General features: G+C 65.2%; 14 protein-coding genes and 2 rRNA genes (1 of these 16 cut by a window edge). 2 read left to right on the top strand and 14 right to left on the bottom strand.

Annotation, left to right across the window (positions count from 1 at the left end):
• Positions 1 to 37 precede the first annotated feature (37 nt).
• A complete protein-coding gene (locus G4D77_RS19660; protein WP_213757724.1) occupies positions 38 to 775 on the top strand; it encodes a response regulator in 738 nt (245 codons plus the stop codon).
• Here G4D77_RS19660 and G4D77_RS19655 read toward each other — a convergent pair.
• Complete coding sequence (locus G4D77_RS19655) at positions 745 to 2,610, bottom strand: hybrid sensor histidine kinase/response regulator (protein WP_046983918.1); 1,866 nt, start codon at positions 2,608 to 2,610, stop codon at positions 745 to 747. The two genes, G4D77_RS19660 and G4D77_RS19655, sit on opposite strands and share 31 nt — an antisense overlap.
• Entirely contained in the window at positions 2,594 to 3,007 is a 414-nt protein-coding gene (locus G4D77_RS19650; protein WP_154833331.1) for a YchJ family protein, read from the bottom strand. Before G4D77_RS19650 ends, G4D77_RS19655 begins: the two co-directional genes overlap by 17 nt.
• Before the next feature lie 157 nt (positions 3,008 to 3,164).
• Here G4D77_RS19650 and G4D77_RS19645 point away from each other — a divergent pair, with 157 nt between their 5' ends.
• Complete coding sequence (locus G4D77_RS19645) at positions 3,165 to 3,662, top strand: DUF421 domain-containing protein (RefSeq protein WP_043790438.1); 498 nt, start codon at positions 3,165 to 3,167, stop codon at positions 3,660 to 3,662.
• A 2-nt stretch (positions 3,663 to 3,664) separates the two neighbouring features.
• Here the strand turns inward: G4D77_RS19645 and G4D77_RS19640 are convergent, their stop codons facing one another.
• The 12 genes from G4D77_RS19640 to G4D77_RS19585 all read right to left on the bottom strand — a co-directional run.
• Positions 3,665 to 4,456, bottom strand: a complete 792-nt coding sequence (locus G4D77_RS19640; protein ID WP_154833329.1) for an alpha/beta fold hydrolase — start codon at positions 4,454 to 4,456, stop codon at positions 3,665 to 3,667.
• 141 nt (positions 4,457 to 4,597) lie between these two features.
• On the bottom strand, positions 4,598 to 5,728 hold the full coding sequence (locus G4D77_RS19635) for an acyl-CoA dehydrogenase family protein (protein ID WP_154833328.1): 1,131 nt from the start codon (positions 5,726 to 5,728) through the stop codon (positions 4,598 to 4,600).
• A 47-nt stretch (positions 5,729 to 5,775) separates the two neighbouring features.
• Positions 5,776 to 6,438 (bottom strand): SDR family oxidoreductase, encoded by a 663-nt coding sequence (locus G4D77_RS19630; RefSeq protein ID WP_017406485.1) that lies wholly within the window; start codon positions 6,436 to 6,438, stop codon positions 5,776 to 5,778.
• A 28-nt stretch (positions 6,439 to 6,466) separates the two neighbouring features.
• On the bottom strand, positions 6,467 to 7,090 hold the full coding sequence (locus tag G4D77_RS19625) for a pyridoxamine 5'-phosphate oxidase family protein (RefSeq protein WP_043790436.1): 624 nt from the start codon (positions 7,088 to 7,090) through the stop codon (positions 6,467 to 6,469).
• 180 nt (positions 7,091 to 7,270) lie between these two features.
• Positions 7,271 to 8,458: an acetyl-CoA C-acyltransferase gene (locus G4D77_RS19620; protein WP_016450017.1), complete on the bottom strand. Its 1,188-nt coding sequence runs from the start codon at positions 8,456 to 8,458 to the stop codon at positions 7,271 to 7,273.
• 44 nt (positions 8,459 to 8,502) lie between these two features.
• Positions 8,503 to 10,290: a bifunctional isocitrate dehydrogenase kinase/phosphatase gene (aceK, locus tag G4D77_RS19615; RefSeq protein WP_046240056.1), complete on the bottom strand. Its 1,788-nt coding sequence runs from the start codon at positions 10,288 to 10,290 to the stop codon at positions 8,503 to 8,505.
• Positions 10,291 to 10,323: 33 nt separating this feature from the next.
• The gene (gene can, locus G4D77_RS19610) at positions 10,324 to 10,986 is read right to left on the bottom strand and encodes a carbonate dehydratase (RefSeq protein ID WP_016450015.1); all 663 of its coding nucleotides are present in this window, start codon (positions 10,984 to 10,986) and stop codon (positions 10,324 to 10,326) included.
• 56 nt (positions 10,987 to 11,042) lie between these two features.
• Complete coding sequence (locus G4D77_RS19605; RefSeq protein ID WP_213757723.1) at positions 11,043 to 12,230, bottom strand: isovaleryl-CoA dehydrogenase; 1,188 nt, start codon at positions 12,228 to 12,230, stop codon at positions 11,043 to 11,045.
• A gap of 43 nt (positions 12,231 to 12,273) precedes the next feature.
• A complete protein-coding gene (locus G4D77_RS19600) occupies positions 12,274 to 12,732 on the bottom strand; it encodes a PaaI family thioesterase (protein WP_047475060.1) in 459 nt (152 codons plus the stop codon).
• A 36-nt stretch (positions 12,733 to 12,768) separates the two neighbouring features.
• A complete protein-coding gene (locus G4D77_RS19595) occupies positions 12,769 to 13,170 on the bottom strand; it encodes a MerR family transcriptional regulator (protein WP_013800379.1) in 402 nt (133 codons plus the stop codon).
• Positions 13,171 to 13,467: 297 nt separating this feature from the next.
• Positions 13,468 to 13,580, bottom strand: a 5S ribosomal RNA gene (gene rrf / locus G4D77_RS19590).
• 126 nt (positions 13,581 to 13,706) lie between these two features.
• Positions 13,707 to 15,355, bottom strand: a 23S ribosomal RNA gene (locus G4D77_RS19585) (it continues 1,227 nt past the right edge of the window).

The raw sequence follows: 15,355 nt of genomic DNA, 5'->3' as shown, positions 1-15,355 counted from the left end.
GGCGCTCCAGCCCTTTCGACATGCCTTCGCGCGGACCATGCACAGCCATTCCCTCCTGACCGATTCCTCCTGTCTCCGATCGGGGCGCTATGCCCTGGTGATCGACGACCACCCGCTGACGGCCATGGGCGTGTCCGAGTTCCTGAAACAATTCGGCCTGTCCGAAGTCCATGCCGTGGCCGATGCGGGCGAAGGCCTGCAGTGCATGGCCGGCAGGGGATCGCCACATCTGGCCATCGTGGATTTCTGGCTGGGTGCCAGCGCAGGCACGGACGTGGTGCGCGAAATCCGCACGCTGGCGCCCGCCTGCCGCGTGCTCATGACCAGCGGCGACACGCATGGCGCGATTGCCCTGAAGGCACGCGCGGCCGGGGCCCATGGCTTTGTGCTCAAGTCGCAGCCGCCGCAGGTGCTGGAGCAGGCCGTGGCGGCCCTGCTGCGCGGCGAGACCTGGTTCCCCGCCGCCCCGCTGGCGCCGCAGCCGCCGGGCGGCGCCCATGCCATCCGCATGACGGCGGCCGAGCTGGGCCTCACCCCGCGCCAGGCCCAGGTTCTGGACCTGGTGCTGCGCGGCCTGCCCAATCCCAGCATTGCCCGGTTGCTGCACCTGTCGCCGCACACGGTCAAGGAGCATGTGGCAGGCGCCCTGCAGCGCCTGGGCGTGCACAGCCGCATCGACGCCATCACGCGCATGCAGGGCATTGCGCTGGAGCTGCCGCCCTCCGTACCGCCGACCGATACGGTTCAGGCGCCGGCCACGGCCAGCCTGCGCTGAAGCAGGGCCAGCAGCGCCAGCGGATCCACGGGCTTGCGCAGCAGCAGATAGCCCAGTTCCTGTGCCTGCTGCTCCAGCGCCGGTGACGGCTCGCCACTGAGCAGGGCGCCCGCCGCCTGCGGCGATTGCGCCAGCACGTTCTGCAGCAGCGCAAAGCCGTTCTCGCCATGGGCCAGCTGGTGGTCGCACAGCACGAAATCGGGATGCTGCCCCGCCGCCAGCCAGGCTTGCGCCTCGCGGCCCGCAGCCGCCACGTCCACGGTCAGCCCCCAGCCGCGCAGCAGGCCGGCCAGGGCCTGTGCCACCTGCACATCGTCATCGACCACCCAGCACCGGCCCTGCAGCAGGGGACGGCCTGGCGGATTCGCGGCAGCCTCGGCCCCTGCCCCTGCCTGCGCGTGCCCCAGAGGCAGGTCCGCTTGCACGCTCAGGCTGGGCGACAGCTGCAGCCAGAAGCACGAACCCCGTCCCGGCGTGGACAGCAGACCATGCTCCACGCCCATGCGGCGCGCCGCTGCGGCCACCACGGCCAGGCCCAGGCCCTGGCTGCTCACGCCGGGCAGGTGCTCGGCCGCAGGCTGGGCCGCGCGCCGGGCCGCCTGGCCGGAACGCGCGCGAAAGTGCGGTGCGAAGACATGGGGCCGGTCTTCGGCCGCAATGCCCAGGCCGGTATCCCAGACCTCGATGCGCCAGCCCCCGCCGTGCACGCGGGCGGCCAGCAGCACGCCGCCGCGCTGGGTGTAGCGCAGGGCGTTGTGCAGCAGGTTGAACACCATCTGGCGCAGCAGGGCCTCGTCGGCACGCACCAGGCTGTCCATGCCGCGCGCCACGCGCCAGCGCAGCACCAGCCCGCGCTGCCGCGCCTCGGCCGCGAACAGGCGCGTGGCATCGCCCAGCAGAATGCGCAGGTCCATCACCTGGGCGCGCAGCTCCCAGGTGCCGTTCTCCAGCCGCGACAGGTCCAGCAGGTCATTGCACATGGTTCCCAGCGACTGGGCACAGGCCTGGGCATCGTCAAGCACGCCCGCCAGCGCGCCGTCGGCATTGCGCTGGCGGGCGGTCTCCACCAGCAGGCCCAGGGCATGCAGGGGCTGGCGCAGGTCATGGCTGGCAGCCGACAGGAAGCGGCTCTTGGCCTCCAGCGCCTGTTCGGCCTGCTCCTTGGCCGCCAGGTAGCGCTCGGCCAGCAGCTGGCGGTCACGCTCCTGCGCCCATTGCTGCTGCATGAGCTGGCGCGCCCCCCAGGCATGGCGCGCGATGGTGGCGCCATACAGCATGAGCAGAGGCAGCAGGTACAGGCCCCTATTCGGGAAGTACCAGACCACGGCCAGCAGCATGGCGCCGTACAGCACGCCGAAGAAGCGCTTGAACACGGCAGCCGCCGGCGCCAGGAAGGTGGCGGCCGAGGCCACGACGCCGCACAGCACCAGGTAGATGAAAAGCCGGAATTCATGGCCGCTGCCATGGGTCAGCGGTATGGCCAGCGCCCAGGAACCGGCGTTGAGCAAGGCCATGCGGCCCATCACGCGCTCCCAGCGCTGCAGCCGCGTTGGCAACTCGGCCGAGGGCACGGCAGCGCCCAGGTCCCGACGCAACTGGCGCCGCAAACCAACGAAGACGCAGGCCATGAGCGCCATGCCCAGCCACCACAGCAGCAGCGGCGCCTGGAAGGCACCCGTTTCGTGCCGCTGCAGCCAGACCACGATGCCGGGGATGATGAGGGCCGCCGCCTCGGACGAGCCCCGCGATGCGATGGACAGCAGCAGCCGCTGGCGCTGCTGCAGCTTCCACAGCGGCTCCGCAGGGCCGCCGTCGTGTTCAGAACTGGTCGCCATCCACGTAGAACCAGCGCCCGCCTTCGCGCACGAAGCGGCTGCGCTCATGCAGGCGCACGGCGTGGCCCGCCACGCGGTAGCGCGCGACGAATTCCACCTCGGCGCGGTCCTCGCCGGTGCTTCGGAAGTCCTTGACCGCCAGCCCCAGCCAGCGCGCCGAGGGCTCGAAGTCCAGCGTGGCGGGCCGCTGGCTGGCGTGCCAGGTGGCCAGCAGGTAGGCGGCGTCCTCACGCACGAAGGCGCTGTAGCGCGAGCGCATCAAGGCCTGGGCATCGGGCGCAGGGCAGTCGTCGAAATGGTCCAGGTAGCGGCCGCAGCAGGCATCGAAGGCCAGGGACCGGCCCTTGGCATCGTGCTGGCCACAGGGACAGGCCGGGGAGGTGGCGGCAGCGCTCATAGCGGCTGGCCCTGCGGAACTTGCGGAACCTGGGAGAGGACGGCGGGGGAGCAGGAGTGCATGTCAGTCACGGCCGCCTTGCTGCGACCGGGTTCTTGATGGAGGACAGGCGGGCCATGATACTGACCGCGGGCCTTCGGGCCTGTAAGGAGAGCCCATGTTTTCAATGTCGGTCCCGTGGTGGGAGTTCGTGGTGCGCGGCGTGGCCGTCTACCTGTTCTTGCTGGTGTTCCTTCGGCTGACGGGGCGGCGCCAGACGGGGCAGTACGCGCCCTTTGACCTGGTGCTGCTGCTCATCCTGTCGAATGCCGTTCAGAACTCCATGAATGCCGGGGACAACTCGCTGATCGGCGGCATGATCTCGGCCTCCACGCTGATCCTGTGCCATCTGCTGCTGTCCTGGCTGACTTTCCGTTATCCCGCGCTGGAGCGGCTCATCGACGGCAAGGCCCAGGCCCTGATCACGGACGGCCACCTGAACAAGGATCTGATGCGCGAGGAACGCATCACGCGCGACGATATCGAGGCCGCGCTGCGTGCGGGCGGCTGCCTGCACCTCAGAGAGGTGGAGCGCGCCACGCTGGAGACCGACGGCAGCATCACCGTCGTCCTGCGCCGCCGCGACAGCGAGAACGACGGCGATCCGCCGGTCTGAGCCTAGTCGAGCTGCTCCAGGAAGCGCTCGATGGCCAGGTTCACGGGCTGCGGATGCGTGAGGTTGGCCGCATGGCCGGCCCCCGGCACCTCCACCCACTGCGCCCTGGGCAAGGCCTTGGCCATGGCGCGTGCACGGTCGAGCGTGATGGCGATGTCGTCCGTGCCATGGATGACCAGTGCCGGTACGTGGATGTCGGGCAGTCGCGGGCTGATGTCATCGCGCTGGGCCAGCGCCAGAAAGCTCTGCCCCAGGTTGATGGGCGTGGCCTTCTTCCATTTGGCGCGCCAGGCGGCCGCGCCGCTCCAGCCCTGGCCCAGGATGGTGCGCTCCACCGTGGCCGCCATGTCGTCGCTGAGGCCATGCTCCATCCAGGCCCTCAGCAACGCCTCGTGGTGGGGCATCTGCTCGGGGTCTTCCAGCATGGCCTGGGTGTCGATCAGCACCAGCGCACGCATGACCTCGGGATGGATGAGCGCACAGCGCAGCGACAGATAGCCGCCCTGCGACATGCCCACCAGCACCGCGCGCTCCACGCCCAGGTGCGCCAGCAGGGCGGCCAGGTCGTCGGCCGAGTCGTAGTAGTCGAAGGGAGCGCAATGCGCGGGGTCCGCCGTCTGGCCATGGCCACGCTCGTCCCAGCTGATGCAGCGATAGCGATCCTGCAGCGCCTGGACCTGGGGAGCGAACATGGTGTGGTCCATGAGCAGTCCATGCGAAAACACCAGGACCGGGCCGCGCCCGCCCGTGTCCTCGTAGTAAAGGTTCTGGCCGTTGACGGAAGCAATGGGCATGTCGGGATCTCCTGCGAAGGTGGTCACAAACCTGCCGGAGTCCGGTGCCCGCCTCTCCCGGGCGCCGTCCCGGCGACGCTCCATGCTAAGCCCTGCGGGTGACGGGGCCATCCGGCCCGACCCGCAGCATAGTGAGGGGCCTCAGGCCAGGGCGCGCTGGATGAGAATTTTCTGCACGTCGCTCGTTCCCTCGTAGATCTGGCACACGCGCACGTCACGGTAGATGCGCTCGACGGGAAAATCGTTGACCACGCCATAGCCGCCCAGGGTCTGGATGGCTGCGCTGCACACGCGCTCGGCCATTTCGCTGGCGAACAGCTTGGCCATGGCCGCTTCCTTCAGGCAGGGCAGGCCGGCATCGCGCAGGCTGGCCGCATGCCAGATCAGCTGGCGCGCGGCCTCGATCTGCGTGGCGCAGTCGGCCAGGCGAAAGCCCACGGCCTGGTGGTTGAAGATGGGCTGGCCGAAGCTCTCGCGCTCCTTGGAGTACTGCAGCGCGCAATCGAAGGCCGCACGCGCCATGCCCACGCTTTGCGCGGCAATGCCGATGCGCCCGCCCTCCAGCGCCGACAGCGCAATCTTGTAGCCCTCGCCCTCGGCACCGATGAGGTTGGCGACGGGGATTCGGCAGCCCTCGAACTGGATCTGGGCCGTGTCCGAGCTGTGCTGGCCCAGCTTGTCCTCCAGCCGCAGCACCTGGTAGCCGGGTGCGGAGGTGGGCACGATGAAGGCGCTCATGCCGCGCTTGCCGGCCGCCTTGTCGGTGACGGCGATGACGATGGCCACGTCGCCGTTCTTGCCGCTGGTGATGAACTGCTTGACGCCGTTGATCACGTAGTCGTTGCCGTCGCGGGTGGCCGTGGTGCGCAGCGCCGAGGCGTCCGAGCCCACATGCGGCTCGGTCAGGCAGAAGGCGCCCAGCATCTCGCCGCGCGCCAGCGGCGCCAGCCATTGCTGCTTTTGCGCCTCGCTGCCGTAGCGCATGAGGATGGCGTTGACGGGGCAGTTGGTGACGCTGATCACCGTGCTGGTGCCGCCGTCGCCGGCTGCGATTTCCTCCAGCACCAGGGCCAGGCTCAGGTAGTCAAGGCCGGCGCCGCCGTATTCCTCGGGCACGCAGATGCCGTAGGCACCCAGCGCCGCCAGGCCCTGGTGCACGTTCTTGGGAAAGTGGTGTTCCTTGTCCCAGCGTGCGGCATGGGGCGTGATTTCGGTGCGCACGAAGTCGCGCACCGCGTCACGGATCATTTCCTGGTCTGCGTTGAGCAGCATGTCTTGTCTCCTGATTCTTGTTTCGTTGTTCGTTGTCCCGGCCGCAGCTACCAGGCGATGCGCTGCCCGTCGTGGCGCAGCATGCGGCCCCGATCAGCCGGCGTGACGCCGGCCAGGGTGCGGACCAGACCCTGCACGCTTTGCTCCACGGTGAAGGTGGCGGACTCGCCGCCCATGTCGGTCTGCACCCAGCCCGGGTCCAGCGCGACCACGGTGGCGCCGGGCCATTGCGGCTGGGCGCTGGCCACGACCATGTTGAGCGCGGCCTTGCTGACGCGGTAGAGCCAGGCGTCGGATTCTGCGCCGGCCAGCAGCGACATCTCGCTGGAGAACAGGCCGAACACGCCGCCCGCCGCCTCGACCATCGGCGCCACCTGGGGCAGCACCTGCATGGCGCCCAGCACATTGGTGTGCATGACGCGGTCGAACTGCTCGCGCGTGGGCGGCGTGGCCGAGCTGTGGGCATCCCACACTCCGGCCACGTACAGCGCCAGCTCGATCTTCTCGCCATCGAGCTGCCAGGCCAGGCCGCTGACGCTGGCCGGATCGGCCACATCCACCAGCAGCACCTTGGCGCCCGTGGCTTCGACGCGCTCGCGATCGGCCTCGCTGCGCACCGTGGCGACCACGCTGCGGCCCTGGGCCGCATAGGCCTCTACCAAGGCAAAACCGAGCCCGCGCGAGGCTCCCAACACCAGAGTGACTGCCATGTCTTTCGACCTTTCAAATGGAATGCGGTCAGAGGCCCTGCTCGCCCGCGATCTGTTTTTCGTAGCGATCGACCATGGCCTCCTGCGTCTCGGTGGGCGCAGGCAGGCCGATCTGCTGGTGGACCATCTGGTTCACCGACGGCATGACGTTGCGCGGCACCTGGGACTCGGGCTTCCAGAGCCGGGCGCGCATGAGGGCCTTGGCGCAGTGCAGATAGGCCTCCTGCACCTGGATCTCCAGAACGATCTTGGGCCGGAAGCCTTCGTTGGCGAACAGCGCCGTGTAGTGGGCCTCGTCGCGCAGCCTGGCCACGCCGTTGACGCGCAGCGTCTCGTCGAAGCCCGGCACCATGAACAGCAGGCCGATGCGCGGATCGGCGATCAGGTTGCTGAAGCTGTCCAGGCGGTTGTTGCCGCCCGAGTCGGGGATCAGCAGCGTCTGGTTGTCGGGCGCCTTGATGAAGCCCGGCTTTCCGCCGCGCGGCGAGGCATCCATCAGCGAGCCCGCCGCGCCCCCCGTGGCCACGATGCACAGCGGCGACAGCGCAATGAAGCGCAGGCAATGCCGGTCCAGGTCCACCTGCTGCTTGAGCAAGGCCCTTTCGGCCGGCATGGCATACAGGCTGCGCAACTGTTCTTCGCTGGTGATCATGGTCGAGAGGTCAAAGTAATAGCGGATCGGCCGATCCAAGTCTAGCTCTCTGGACGTCTGTGGCGCTGCCCATAAAACTGGCGCAATGCAAATCAGAGACACCGAGGAAGGGCCTGGGCCGGCCGCGCCGCCCCGCACCGAGGGTGTCGTCCCCCTTTCAGGGGGAGGGCGCGCAGCGCCTCAGGGGGTTACCATTTCTATCGCCATGGCTGTTCCCTCGCCGCCGCCTATGCACAGCGTGGCCAGGCCGCGCTTGCCGCCACGCGCCTGCAGGGCGTGCAGCAGCGTGACCAGGATGCGCGCACCGCTGGCGCCGATGGGGTGGCCCAGCGCGCAGGCGCCGCCGTTGACGTTGACCTTGTCGCGCGGCACGCCCAATTCGGCCATCAGGGCCATGGGCACGACGGCAAAGGCTTCGTTGACTTCCCACAGGTCCACATCCGCCGCCGTCCAGCCGGCCTTCTTGAGGGCCTTCTGCGTGGCGCCCACGGGGGCCGTGGTGAACCATTCGGGCTCCTGGGCATGCGTGGCATGGGCGACGATGCGCGCCAGCGGCTTGCAGCCCAGCTCCTTGGCCGTGGATTCGCGCATCAGCACCAGGGCGGCGGCGCCGTCGTTGATGCTGGAGCTCGATGCCGCCGTGATCGTGCCGTCCTTCTTGAAGGCGGGCTTGAGGCTGGCGATCTTGTCCAGCTTGGCCTTGGCCGGGCCTTCGTCGATGCTGACCGTGACATCGCCCTTGCGCGTGGAGACGGTGACGGGCGTGATCTCGGCCGCGAAGGCGCCGCTTTCCGTGGCGGCCTGGGCGCGCTTGACGCTTTCGATGGCGTAGGCGTCCTGCTGCTCGCGCGTGAAGTGGTATTTGGCGGCGCAATCCTCGCCAAAGGTGCCCATGGAGCGGCCCGGCTCGTAGGCGTCCTCCAGACCGTCGAGCATCATGTGGTCATAGACCTTGTCGTGGCCCATGCGGTAGCCGCCACGGCCCTTCTTGAGCAGGTAGGGCGCATTGGTCATGCTCTCCATGCCGCCGGAGACCACCACATCGCGGCTGCCCGCCACCAGCTGGTCATGGGCCAGGATGGTGGCCTCCATGCCGGCGCCGCACATCTTGGACAGGGTCACGGCGCCCGTGCTGCGCGGCAGGCCGCCCTTGAAGCCTGCCTGGCGCGCAGGCGCCTGTCCCTGGCCCGCCATCAGGCAGTTGCCGAACAGCACTTCGTCCACCTTCTCCGGCGCCACGCCGGCACGCTGCACGGCGGCCTTGATGGCGGCGCCGCCCAGATCGTGGGCCGCGAGATCGGCGAAGTCGCCCTGGAACGCGCCCATGGGGGTGCGGGCTGCGCCGACGATGACGATGGGGTCTTGCATGCTTATCTCCTGGATGTGGTGATGGTGAGGGGAAAACAAACGGGTCAGGCCAGCCAGCGGCTGCGCTCGTAGGGATAGACGTCGTGCACGTGGCCTTCGCGGATGCGCTGCTGGTGCCCCTGCCAGAAGGCGGGATCGAGCAGGTCGGCATGGTGGCGCATGAAAACTTCGCGCACGGCCGGATTGCCCAGCAAAAAGGGCGCGAAGGTTTCCGGGAACACATCGCGCGGGCCCACGGGATACCAGACCTCGCCGCTGAGCTCGTCTTCCTCGTTGCGCGGCGCAGGCACCTGGCGGAAATGGCAGTCGGTCAGGTATTCGATCTCGTCGTAGTCGTAGAACACCACCTTGCCGCCGCGCGTGATGCCGAAGTTCTTCCACAGCATGTCGCCCGGGAAGATGTTGGCGGCCACCAGGTCCTTGATGGCATTTCCGTATTCGATCACGGCGCTCTCCAGCCGCTGCCGCGGTCCCGGCAGGTCCAGCCCGTCATCGAAGCACTCCTGCAGCAGCAGGTTCAGCGGCACCATGCGCCGCTCTATGTAGAGGTGGGAGATGATGACCTCCTGCCGGCCATCGCCGTCGCGGTCGCTGATCTCGACCTGGCTGGGCGCGTGCTCCAGGATCTCGGCGATCAGCGCCTCCGAGAAGCGCTCGCGCGGGAAGGCCACCAGGCTGTACTCCAGCGTGTCGGCCATGCGCCCCACGCGGTCGTGCTGCTTGACCAGGCGGTACTTGGCCTTGACCTGCTCGCGGGTGATCTCCTTGGGCGCGGCGAACCGGTCCTTGATGAGCTTGAACACATAGGGAAAGCTGGGCAGGTCGAACACCAGCATGACCATGCCCTTGATGCCGGGCGCGATGCGGAACTGGTCGCGCGAATGGCGCAGGTGGTGCAGGAAGTCGCGGTAGAACAGCGTCTTGCCCTGCTTGGCCAGGCCCAGGGCGTTGTACAGCTCGGCACGCGGCTTGCGCGGCATGAGGCTGCGCAGGAACTGCACGTAGGCGCTGGGCACGTCGGTATCGACCATGAAGTAGGCACGCGCAAAGCTGAAGAGGCCGTGCAGGTCCTTCTCGCCGAACAGGGCCGCATGCAGCACCAGCCGGCCGTTGTCCCCATGCAGGATGGGCACGGCCCAGGACAGCTCGGCAAAGCCGTTGATGATCTTGCCGACGATGTAGGCGCCCTTGTTGCGGAAAAACAGGCTGGACAGCACCTGGATCTGGAAGTTGGCGTACAGGCGCATGGCCTGCAGCTGGGGCTCCAGGCGCTCGGCCAGGCGGGCGATGTCGCGCTCCAGGTCTTCAAAGGGGCGCTGCAGCGCGAACTGCTCCACGACTTCGCGCAGCGTCTGCGACAGTGTCTCGCGCGTGGGATAGAAGGCCAGGTAGGCCGGGCGTGCGGCCGGCTCCTGGTTCTCTATGTATTCCGTGCTGACGGCCGGCCGCACGAAGATGAAGTCGTTGTGGAAGTGCGTACGGTGCAGGATCTTGGTGGTGACCGAGTTGAAGAAGGTCTCGGCCAGCTCCGGCTGCAGGTGGTTGACCATGAGCCCGATGTAATGGCGCTTGATCTGCTGCCAGACCGGCATGGGCTGGGCGCCGGCCGCAAATTCCTTTTCAAGCCGGCGCACGCACTCGCGCACGCGCAGGTCGTAGAACTCGATGCGCTCGCGCTGGGCACGCTGCTGGCCCAGCCAGTCGGCAGTTTCGAAGCGGTGCTTGGCGCGGGCCGATTCGGCGCGGAACAGGCGGTAATGGCGGTTGAAGCCATCCATCATCGCCCGCGCGATGTCATGGGCAAGCAGGGTGTCCTGGGCAGGCATCGGCATGAAGTCTCCCGGGGTCCCGCCTGCCATGGCCGCTCAGTCGCGCTGGCGGCTGGCGACCAGCTCGACAGCCTCGGCATGGATGTTGGCGATGCCGCCGACACCGGGCACGGTCATCTGCAGATTGGTGATCAGGCCGTCCTTCAGGCCATAGCACCAGCCGTGCAGCGTGACCTTCTGGCCGCGCGCCCAGGCATCCTGCATCACCGTGCTCTGCGCCACATTGATCACCTGCTCGATGGCATTGAGCTCGCACAGCGCGTCATGGCGCCATTGCGGCGACAGGCTGGCCAGCAGCGCCTGGTGCTTGTCGCGCACGTCCTTCACGTGGCGGATCCAGTTGTCGGCCAGGCCCACGCGCACATCCTCCAGTGCCGCCAGCACGCCGCCGCAGCCATAGTGGCCGACGACCATCAGGTGCTCGACCTTGAGCTGGTCCACCGCGTACTGGATGGTGGACAGGCAGTTCAGGTCGCTGGGCACGACCACGTTGGCCACGTTGCGGTGCACGAACACCTCGCCGGGCTCCAGGCCCGTGATCTGGTTCGCGGGCACGCGGCTGTCGGAACAGCCGATCCACATGTAGCGGGGTTTTTGCTGCGCCATCAGCCCAGTGAAGAAACCGGGCCGGTCACGCTCCACCTGCTGGGCCCATTCGCGGTTGTGGACAAACAGCTCTTCGATGGAGGTTGTGCTCATAAACAATCCTTTTGTTGGGGTCAAACTCAAGAACGGCGCAGCAGGCAGGCGAAAGATCAGCAGGTCTCTGCGAACAGCTCGCGGCCGATCAGCATGCGACGGATCTCGCTGGTGCCGGCGCCGATCTCATAGAGTTTCGCATCCCGCCAGAGGCGACTCAGTGGGTATTCGTTGATATACCCATTACCCCCATAGATTTGAACGCCTTCGCCGGCCATCCATGTCGCCTTCTCGGCGCACCACAGGATGACGCTGGCGCAATCCTTGCGAACTTGGCGAACATGCTCGGTTCCCAGCAGATCGAGGTTTTTGGCGACCGTATAGGCAAAGGAGCGGCCCGCTTGCAGCACGGTGTACATGTCGGCCACCTTGCCCTGGATGAGCTGGAACTCGCCAATGCTCTGGCCGAACTGCTTGCGGTCATGGATGTAGGGCACGACGTTGTCCATCACCGACTGCATGATGCCCAGCGGCCCGCCGGTCAGCACGGCGCGCTCATAGTCCAGGCCGCTCATCAGCACCTTGGCGCCGTTGTTCAAGCCGCCCAGCACGTTCTCGGCCGGCACCTCGACGTTCTCGAACACCAGCTCGCCCGTGTGGCTGCCACGCATGCCCAGCTTGTCCAGCTTCTGGGCAATGGAAAAGCCCTTCATGCCCTTCTCGATCAGGAAGGCAGTCACGCCGCGGGCGTTCAGCTCGGGCTCGGTCTTGGCGTAGACCACCAGGGTGTCGGCATCGGGACCATTGGTGATCCACATCTTGGTGCCGTTGAGCAGGAAGTAGCCGCCCTTGTCCTCGGCCCTGAGCTTCATGCTGATCACGTCCGAGCCGGCGCCGGGCTCGCTCATGGCCAGCGCGCCCACATGCTCGCCGCTGATCAGCTTGGGCAGGTACTTCGCCTTTTGCGCTTCATTGCCGTTGCGGTTGATCTGGTTCACGCAAAGATTGCTGTGCGCGCCGTAGGACAGGCCCACCGATGCGCTGGCACGCGAGATTTCCTCCATCGCCACCATGTGGGCCAGGTAGCCCATGTCGGCACCGCCGTACTGCTCGGACACGGTGATGCCCAGCACGCCCAGGTCGCCGAACTTGCGCCACAGGTCCATGGGGAACTGGTCGTCGCGGTCGATCTCGCCGGCGCGCGGTGCAATCTCGGCCTGTGCGAACTCGCGCACGGCATCGCGCAGCGCGTCGATGTCCTCGCCCAGTTGGAAGTTCAGGCCCGGCAGGTTGGAAAGGCTCATCTCATGTCTCCTGTGGAAATTGGGGGAAAGAACGCCGCCCGGCTCAATCGGCCAGATCGCGGCCCTGCACGCACATCAGCGTGCAGCCCATGGTGGCAATCAGTTTCTCGCGGCCTTCGTCGATGGCGTAGGCGCGCCCTTCGGTCACGGTGATGGTGCGGCCCGGCTTGAGCACACGGCCTTCCATGCGAAAGCGCTGGCCCTTGGCAGGGGCCAGCAAGTTGATCTTGAATTCAATGGTGAGCACGGCAGCATCGGCCGGCATCAGGGTCAGCCCTGCGTAGCCGCAGGCGGAATCCAGCGCCGCGGAAACCATGCCGGCATGCAAAAAGCCATGCTGCTGCGTCAGCCCGGGCGCCCAGTCCAGGCAGACATCGACGGCACCGGGCTCCAGCAAGGACAGCTCGGCGCCCAGGGTGTGCATCGCGCCCTGGCGTGCAAAACTGTCTTGCACACGGCGGGCAAAGTCGCTGTTGGCAGGTTCCAGGCGGGGCACGGTCAAGGCAAGCCTCACAAATTACGTTTACGTAAACGTCAATTATGAAGCATTTTTCCCATCCAGGTGTTTCAACAAAGTGCGGGCCTCGGATTCCTGCTCTCGCACCTCGGCCAGGTTGGCCTGCAGATCGGCCAGGCGGTCTTCGAGCTGGCGGCGGTGCACAGCCAGCACCTCCAGGAATTTGCGCAGTTGCACGCCCGTGTCACGGGGGCTGTCGTAGAGATCGATGATCTCCTTGGCTTCGTTCAGAGACAGTCCCAGCCGCTTGGCCCGCAAGGTCAGGCGAAGACGTGTGCGATCACGCGCGCTGTAGACGCGATTGCGTCCGCCAGGCCCGGCACGCTCGGGTTCAAGCAGGCCCATGTCCTCATAGAAGCGGATGGCCCGGGTCGTGAGATCGAACTCCTTGGCAAGATCGCTGATGGTGTAGGTGGTCGACATGGCTGGAGAGTCCGCCGGCATCCACAGCCGGCGGCCATGGGAATGCGACGTTGACGTTAACGTCAATGCTAGCGGAATTGTCCGCAGGAAACTGCGCCGGATGTTGCATCCGGGTGCGGCGAAGAAGCCCGGCAGGAATAAAAAGAGAGCGCGTCAGCGCTCTCTTTTTTGGGTTGTCCGTTTTCGGATGTTCCGTTGAGCCGTCCGTTTTGGCGGTTCAGCCTGTTTCCCCGTTTCCTGCAGCCCAATGCAAAAAACCCCGTAGCTTTGGGCTACGGGGTTTCTTGGGCTGTAAGAGCCTGACGATGACCTACTTTCACACGGGAACCCGCACTATCATCGGCGCAAAGTCGTTTCACTGTCCTGTTCGGGATGGGAAGGAGTGGTACCAACTTGCTATGGTCATCAGGCATAACTTGTTGTCATGCTGCTCTTGCGAGCAACACAACGAATTCATAGAGTCTGTAATCAGCTTTGTATTTTGACTGCGCCTTACTTGGCATAACCACCTTGATGATCAACGTCATCAAAGTTATAGGGTCAAGCCTCACGAGCAATTAGTACTGGTTAGCTTAACGCATTACTGCGCTTCCACACCCAGCCTATCAACGTCCTGGTCTTGAACGACTCTTCAGGGGGCTCAAGGCCCCGGCAGATCTCATCTTGAAACGAGTTTCCCGCTTAGATGCTTTCAGCGGTTATCTCTTCCACACTTAGCTACTCGGCAATGCCACTGGCGTGACAACCGATACACCAGAGGTGTGTCCACTCCGGTCCTCTCGTACTAGGAGCAGGCTTCCTCAAATCTGCAGCGCCCACGGAAGATAGGGACCAAACTGTCTCACGACGTTTTAAACCCAGCTCACGTACCTCTTTAAATGGCGAACAGCCATACCCTTGGGACCGACTACAGCCCCAGGATGAGATGAGCCGACATCGAGGTGCCAAACACCGCCGTCGATATGAACTCTTGGGCGGTATCAGCCTGTTATCCCCAGAGTACCTTTTATCCGTTGAGCGATGGCCCTTCCATACAGAACCACCGGATCACTATGTCCTGCTTTCGCATCTGCTCGACTTGTCAGTCTCGCAGTTAAGCACGCTTATGCCATTGCACTATCGTCACGATGTCCGACCGTAACTAGCGTACCTTCGAACTCCTCCGTTACGCTTTGGGAGGAGACCGCCCCAGTCAAACTGCCTACCATGCACTGTCCCCGATCCCGATAAGGGACCTGGGTTAGAACCTCAAACGCACCAGGGTGGTATTTCAACGTCGGCTCCATGAGAACTAGCGTCCTCACTTCAAAGCCTCCCACCTATCCTACACAGATCCGTTCAAAATCCAATACAAAGCTACAGTAAAGGTTCATGGGGTCTTTCCGTCTTTCCGCGGGGAGATTGCATCATCACAAACATTTCAACTTCGCTGAGTCTCTGGAGGAGACAGTGTGGCCATCGTTACGCCATTCGTGCAGGTCGGAACTTACCCGACAAGGAATTTCGCTACCTTAGGACCGTTATAGTTACGGCCGCCGTTTACTGGGACTTCAATCAAGAGCTTGCACCCCATCATTTAATCTTCCAGCACCGGGCAGGCGTCACACCCTATACGTCCACTTTCGTGTTTGCAGAGTGCTGTGTTTTTATTAAACAGTCGCAGCCACCGATTTTTTGCAACCGCTTTGGGCTCCCTTTGTTCAAGTTCACCTACTTGCGGCATACCTTCTCCCGAAGTTACGGTATCAATTTGCCGAGTTCCTTCTCCAGAGTTCTCTCAAGCGCCTTAGAATACTCATCTCGCGCACCAGTGTCGGTTTGCGGTACGGTCGTGTGTAGCTGAAGCTTAGTGGCTTTTCCTGGAAGCAGGGTATCACTCACTTCGTCTGCAAGCAGACTCGTTATCACCCCTCATCTAAGCCCGGCGGATTTGCCTACCAGGCACGACTACAGGCTTGAACCAACATATCCAACAGTTGGCTGAGCTAACCTTCTCCGTCCCCACATCGCACTACACATCGGTACAGGAATATTGACCTGTTTCCCATCAGCTACGCATCTCTGCCTCGCCTTAGGGGCCGACTCACCCTACGCCGATGAACGTTGCGTAGGAAACCTTGCGCTTACGGCGAGGGGGCTTTTCACCCCCTTTAACGCTACTCATGTCAGCATTCGCACTTCTGAT

Source organism: Delftia sp. WY8 (assembly GCF_018437695.1).
Lineage (GTDB): Bacteria > Pseudomonadota > Gammaproteobacteria > Burkholderiales > Burkholderiaceae_C > Comamonas > Comamonas tsuruhatensis.
This window is presented reverse-complemented; position numbering and strand designations above follow the sequence as displayed.

Coding starts and splice junctions, on each gene's coding strand:
- G4D77_RS19660 (WP_213757724.1), top strand. CDS start 38: ATGCACAGCCATTCCCTCCTGACCGATTCCTCCTGTCTCCGATCGGGG.
- G4D77_RS19655 (WP_046983918.1), bottom strand. CDS start 2,610: ATGGCGACCAGTTCTGAACACGACGGCGGCCCTGCGGAGCCGCTGTGG.
- G4D77_RS19650 (WP_154833331.1), bottom strand. CDS start 3,007: ATGAGCGCTGCCGCCACCTCCCCGGCCTGTCCCTGTGGCCAGCACGAT.
- G4D77_RS19645 (WP_043790438.1), top strand. CDS start 3,165: ATGTTTTCAATGTCGGTCCCGTGGTGGGAGTTCGTGGTGCGCGGCGTG.
- G4D77_RS19640 (WP_154833329.1), bottom strand. CDS start 4,456: ATGCCCATTGCTTCCGTCAACGGCCAGAACCTTTACTACGAGGACACG.
- G4D77_RS19635 (WP_154833328.1), bottom strand. CDS start 5,728: ATGCTGCTCAACGCAGACCAGGAAATGATCCGTGACGCGGTGCGCGAC.
- G4D77_RS19630 (WP_017406485.1), bottom strand. CDS start 6,438: ATGGCAGTCACTCTGGTGTTGGGAGCCTCGCGCGGGCTCGGTTTTGCC.
- G4D77_RS19625 (WP_043790436.1), bottom strand. CDS start 7,090: ATGATCACCAGCGAAGAACAGTTGCGCAGCCTGTATGCCATGCCGGCC.
- G4D77_RS19620 (WP_016450017.1), bottom strand. CDS start 8,458: ATGCAAGACCCCATCGTCATCGTCGGCGCAGCCCGCACCCCCATGGGC.
- aceK (WP_046240056.1), bottom strand. CDS start 10,290: ATGCCGATGCCTGCCCAGGACACCCTGCTTGCCCATGACATCGCGCGG.
- can (WP_016450015.1), bottom strand. CDS start 10,986: ATGAGCACAACCTCCATCGAAGAGCTGTTTGTCCACAACCGCGAATGG.
- G4D77_RS19605 (WP_213757723.1), bottom strand. CDS start 12,230: ATGAGCCTTTCCAACCTGCCGGGCCTGAACTTCCAACTGGGCGAGGAC.
- G4D77_RS19595 (WP_013800379.1), bottom strand. CDS start 13,170: ATGTCGACCACCTACACCATCAGCGATCTTGCCAAGGAGTTCGATCTC.